This window comes from Flavobacterium bizetiae (assembly GCF_902804475.1).
GTDB classification, from domain to species: Bacteria; Bacteroidota; Bacteroidia; order Flavobacteriales; family Flavobacteriaceae; genus Flavobacterium; species Flavobacterium bizetiae.
Genome location: NZ_CADCSU010000198.1, coordinates 1 through 5,695, shown reverse-complemented (window position 1 = coordinate 5,695; position 5,695 = coordinate 1). Strand labels below are relative to the sequence as shown.

Annotated in this window: 4 protein-coding genes; 1 reads left to right on the top strand and 3 read right to left on the bottom strand. The window is 31.2% G+C overall.

The window, feature by feature from the left end; genetic code table 11:
- The first annotated feature begins 37 nt into the window (after positions 1–37).
- Positions 38–2,752: a S8 family serine peptidase gene (locus tag FLACOL7796_RS23560; RefSeq protein ID WP_173973214.1), complete on the top strand. Its 2,715-nt coding sequence runs from the start codon at positions 38–40 to the stop codon at positions 2,750–2,752.
- Between the two features lie 72 nt (positions 2,753–2,824).
- Here FLACOL7796_RS23560 and FLACOL7796_RS23555 read toward each other — a convergent pair whose 3' ends face one another.
- The 3 genes from FLACOL7796_RS23555 to FLACOL7796_RS23545 form a co-directional block, all read right to left on the bottom strand.
- A complete protein-coding gene (locus FLACOL7796_RS23555; protein ID WP_173973213.1) occupies positions 2,825–3,529 on the bottom strand; it encodes a LytR/AlgR family response regulator transcription factor in 705 nt (234 codons plus the stop codon).
- A 6-nt stretch (positions 3,530–3,535) separates the two neighbouring features.
- A complete protein-coding gene (locus FLACOL7796_RS23550) occupies positions 3,536–4,699 on the bottom strand; it encodes a sensor histidine kinase (protein ID WP_173973212.1) in 1,164 nt (387 codons plus the stop codon).
- Positions 4,700–4,762: 63 nt separating this feature from the next.
- Entirely contained in the window at positions 4,763–5,500 is a 738-nt protein-coding gene (locus tag FLACOL7796_RS23545) for a CPBP family intramembrane glutamic endopeptidase (protein ID WP_173973211.1), read from the bottom strand.
- Positions 5,501–5,695: the final 195 nt, after the last annotated feature.

The following is a 5,695-nucleotide window of genomic DNA, read 5'->3' as shown; positions in this document are numbered from 1 at the left end:
CAATTAATATTTACCACTGCCCCAACATCTATAGTAAATGAAGACACGAATTACTTTTTTCTTTTTTATGATTATAACAATCAGTTTCTCGCAGAATGCTGACAAATGGAAACAATACATCAAAAAAGAAAACGAAATAAAATCACAGAGATACTATTTTACCACTTTAGAAAATGCACATTACAATAAATATAAGGTTGTAAAAAAACTGGACACTACTTTTTGTATTGTCGAAAATGAAAGTGTAAGATCAAATCTTACTTCAAGAAAAAACTCTCCCGTTAATAATTTATGGAAATTACCATCTAACTTTTCAAATCATACCGAAGGCAAAACCTATATAATAGCAACCGACGCCATCAAAACGCTTATTGCTGATTTGCAATCTCTAAACATATCTGACATTAAAATAGTAAACGATCATCTTGTACTAATAAAAAGTGATTCTGAAAAAATTCTCAATGTCATTATAAATTTGAGTAGCGTATCTTCTGTTTCTCAGGAAGCATTACATCCCAAATCTGAATCTAAAATAATAGATCAAAATTTCAGCATCAATTCGATAAATAAAGCCTCTGCTAATTTTTCTCTCTTAAATGGCGAAAATCAAGTTGTTGCGATCAAAGATGATCTTTTTGATGTCAATGATATTGATCTTTTAAATAAACATATTCCGTCTGCAATTGAATCTTCTATTGTGTCCAGTCACGCCACAGCGATGGCCACTATAGTTTCCGGATTAGGCAATACTTCGACATTAGGAAAAGGCGTTGCTCAAAAGACTAAGCTACTTTCTTCTGACTTTTTGAATATTTATCCTGATGAAATAACGACTTTGCAAGGTGCCGCGACTCAAAATCATTCGTACGGAACAGTAATTGAGAATTTATACGGTTCGCTGGCGAATGCTTATGACGCTCAATTATTTTCAAATCCTGATGTAACGCATTGTTTTTCGTCAGGAAATACGGGACTTCAGGGTTATAAATCTATTACGGGTAATTTCAAGCAATCAAAAAATAGTATTGTAGTGGGGTGCATTAACCAAAACGAAATTATTATGCCGTTTTCGTCAAAAGGTCCTGCTTACGACGGCCGTATAAAACCGGAATTAGTAGCTTTTAGCACGCAGGGAACTTCAAATTCTACAGCAATCGCTACAGGAATTATTACGCTCATGAAACAGCATCATAAAACTTTAAACAATAGTTCTTTGTCTAATGCGTTGGCAAAAGCAATTCTAATTAATAGTGCAAAAGATTTAGGCAACAAAGGTCCTGATTTTACGTACGGTTATGGTAATATTAATGCTGATAAAAGCTTAAAAACAATCAGCGAAAACAAATTTATATCTGGCAATTTAATATCTGGTCAGACAAGTTCGCATAGTATTACGCTTCCGCTAAAGGCAAAAAACCTAAAAATTACATTAGTTTGGAATGATTTACCCGCTGCAATCAACAGTAATATAAGTTTGGTGAACGATTTAGACCTGGAAGTTATTTCGGCTGATAATACCACTTTTCTACCATGGATTCTTAATCTCGATATTCCTGAACAACAAGCCGTAAGAGGAAAAGACAAAATAAACAATATAGAACAAGTAACTGTAGAAAACCCTGCGTCCGGATCGTATACCATCAATGTTACAGGTTCATATGTGTCAAATGCTTCTCAGGCCTATAGCATCGCTTACGACTATGAACTCGAAAATCAATTTGAATGGAATTATCCGGTTACTAATGACAATTTCCCTTATGATGGCAAGGCTATTTCGCCTTTCAAATGGAATTCGTCATTTTCTGGTATTGCCGGACAACTGTCTATAAGCTACAATAATGGGCAGACTTGGGAAATTATAGCCAGTGATATAAATCTGGAAAATGAACAATTTACTTATGTCCCTGCTGAGAAAAAATTTTCAAAAGCAAATTTAAAAATGACCATTAATAACGTCGATTATATCTCTGACAGCTTTACAATTTCTTATGATTTGAATATCAGTACCAGCTTAGTTTGTGATGGCTCAACAGAGATTAATTGGGATAAACCTGCGGATGTTACTTCATTTAATATTTATCAACTTACAGGAGATCATTTAGAATTTAAAGAGCAAACAACCAACAATACTTATGCTTACACTGATGAAAAATTTTATACTGTTGTTCCTGTTTTTGACACTATTGAGGGAATAAAAAGTGAATCAACCTTGCAATATGCTCAAAACTCAAATTGTTATTTCGAATTGGCTTTTGCCGAAGTTTTTGAGGAGAATAAAATAAAGATTGATGCCAGTCTTTTTAGTTTGTATAATATCAAAAAAATTGATTTAGTTAAAATAAATAATAATGTCGAAAGTGTCATCAATACCATGAATGACATTAATTCAAAAACATTTTCTTTCTTAGATACTGCTCCCGCAAAAGGCAGCAATAAGTATAAAATAAATATCATTTTAGAAAATAATAATACAATAAGCTCTCTAATTTTTGATGCTAATTATCTGGGCAATGATTTGTTTTTTGTACACCCCACATTACTAAACAAAAATGAAGAATTAAGCATTGAAGCCAAAAAAGAAGAAAGTGCTATTTTCTATTTGTACAATATTGCGGGACAAAATACGATTACCTCTCCGCTACTTTCTAAAACCAATAATATCAATCTAAAAAATACTGCTTCAGGAATTTATATTTATAAAATAATTACAAATTCAGGTGAGATTCAAACAGGTAAGATTTCTGTTTTTTAGACTATATCGACTTTGATTTTAAAATAAAATCTTAATACTTTATTTTTAAAAAATTATTAATTAAAGAAAGGATTATTTTATACCCAGTAAAGCGAAAAGCTCTTCTTTTTTATTCAGAGCTATCGAAATTGATTTTCCGTTAATTAATTCAACTGTACTTGCGTTAATGCTTCTTATAGCCTCTAAATTAAGAATAAATGATCGCTGAACACGAAAAAAATTAGGCTGATTTAGAATTTCATCCATTGATTTAAGAGTAAGCTGCGTCATGTAAGCTGCAGAAGAAATTACAATTTTTAAATAATCTCCCTGAGATTCTACATAAAGAATTTCACTTAGTAAAATTTTAATTAGTTTTCCTTCTGACTTAACAAATATCTTATCTATTGAAGGTTGTAATGGAATAGCTTCCTGAGATGAAATGCGGTCCTTTGCTCTGTTAACCGCTTTTAAAAAACGATCAAATCGAACCGGTTTGATCAAATAATCTGTTACTCCCGCTTCAAAACTATCTAAAGCAAAATCACGATGAGCTGTAATAAAAATAACCAATGGAGGATGCAGCAAGGAACGAAGTAATTCCATTCCGTTAATTTTTGGCATCTGAATATCACTAAACACAATATCTACTCTATTGTCCTGCAAATAACTCAATGCTTCAACAGGGTCTCCAAATGATGCGGAAAGCCTTAAAAAAGGAATATCACGAACAAAGGTTTCTATAACTTCTCTGCCAATAGGTTCATCATCAATTACAATGCAAACTAATTTTTCCATTCTTTTTTATAAATCTATTTTTAAATTGACTGTAAATTTATTTTCGAGGTTTTCTATCTTTAACCGGTGTTTATCAGCATATAGCAGCTGAAGTCGTTTAGAAGCATTCGTAATTCCGATTCCGCCAAATTCTTTATGATTTATTTGCTTCTCTTTATCATTTTCAAGATGGAAATAAAAAACATTATCCTTGACTTTTATATCTAAATATATAAATTGCTCTTTATTGCCTTGCAGACCATACTTAAATGCATTTTCTACAAAAGTAAAGGTTAAAAGCGGCGCAATAAAAAAACCGAACAATTCTTCTTCTTCAGGAAATTGAAACTGAATATTTTTATCATTAGTATATCTCATTCTTTCAAGTTCGATATAATTTCTAATAAATTCCAGCTCTTTTACTAAAGATACTTTTTCATTATTAGATTCATACAATGTATAACTCATAATATCTGAAAGGTTTAAAATCACCTCCGGAGCACAATCGTCTTTTTTGATCGAAAGTCCATAAAGATTATTTAAGGTATTAAAGAGAAAATGAGGATTGAGTTGGGCTGTTAGAAACTTTTTTTCTATATTAATATTTTGGATTTCCAAAGCTGCTTTTTGATTCTGAACATTCAGTGTTTTGTTGTAAAGTCTGGAAATTTCAAAAAGAATTTTAACAAAAAAGAAAGGTGATAAAATCGAAATTATTATAAAACTCTGAGAAATCATTCTTTTTATTGAAACTGCCTGCTCAAAAGTTTGATCGGCACTCATTTTTATTGCGCCTTTTAGTTCACCCGTCAATATTTCGTACCCCATTGCATGGTATGCTAACGAAAAAAAATAGGTAATAGCTATCCAGACAAACACACATAAAGGAAAAGTAATCATTAACAATAATACGATTCTGCCTCCGCTGCCCAAAAAAATCTTTGGCAGAAATAAATAGAAAAACATATAAAACACAATCATATTCACCGTTGTCATTCTAAGTGTCAATATCAAAGCATTGAAATAAGTAAGATGATAGGCAAGAACATAGCTCTGAAATAATAACATTGAAAAACATAACCACATCGTGATATGAAGAAGAATCCGATTTTTTCTGGTATAAAATTGATCAAAATTAAACTCAGCTATTTTGGTGGTCAAATAACTGGTAAAAACTTGTTTTTCCTGCATTGAATAATTTTAATAGAAGCAAATTCAAAGATAGTTTTTTTGAATTTGCTTCATTACTTTTAATTACAATATTCTAATAATCGCATTCATCAGGTTAATACAATTATGACCAAGAACTGAATAAAGAAGACTACCTGAAAATTTTCTAAGAATTCCCAGACTTAAAGACGAGATTAAAGTAAGGTACAGTATCGTGATTATATCAAATTTAAACTGATGGTCCTGGGTTAAAACTGCTCCGTGTGCTACACCAAATAGGATGGTAACAATAACAAAACCCCATCCTAGTTTAACCCCCTTAAAGTTCCATTTTGGTTCAAATGCTTTATCCAGCAGCCATAAGCCAATTCCTCTAAATGTAATTTCCTCTGCTAAACCTGGCATGGTAGACTGAAAAACAAACGTCTCTAAATCGAAAGTTCCTCCTTTGGGAAATAGAATAAATTTAAAAGCAAAATCAAAAAGTAAAAAACCAAGAAAAAATAAAATACCAAATTTTAATTGTTTACCCGTGTTGATTTTTGTAGTAAAACCAATTTCTTCGCGATCTTTTTTATTGAGTAAAAAAATTATGGAAAGAGATAAAATCAGACATAAAATTTTACCCACCCAGGCAAATTTCAATCCAATAAAATCTGAAGAAAAATACTGAGCGCTAAAATGCTGTATGTAACAATCTGCTAAAAAATACAGCATAAAAAAAACAAGAAATTTGAAATTCACTTTATTGCCTGTAATAAGGCCTAAAACGATGAGAGGAAAGATTAATAAAATCCAGATAATTGGTGTTAAGAGTGACATAGTTATTTAATTTTCTTCAAAAGTATTTTTCAGCTATGTCATTTGAAAAACCTACCGACCAAAACAGTATTTCTACCGATAAAATAGTTCATTTAAAGGTTTTTATTGCATAACGAATTCTTAAAATATGCCTCAATTAAGAGGAGACATTGAGATTTCGTCTATAACCGTTACCTATAACAATCATCAAAATCC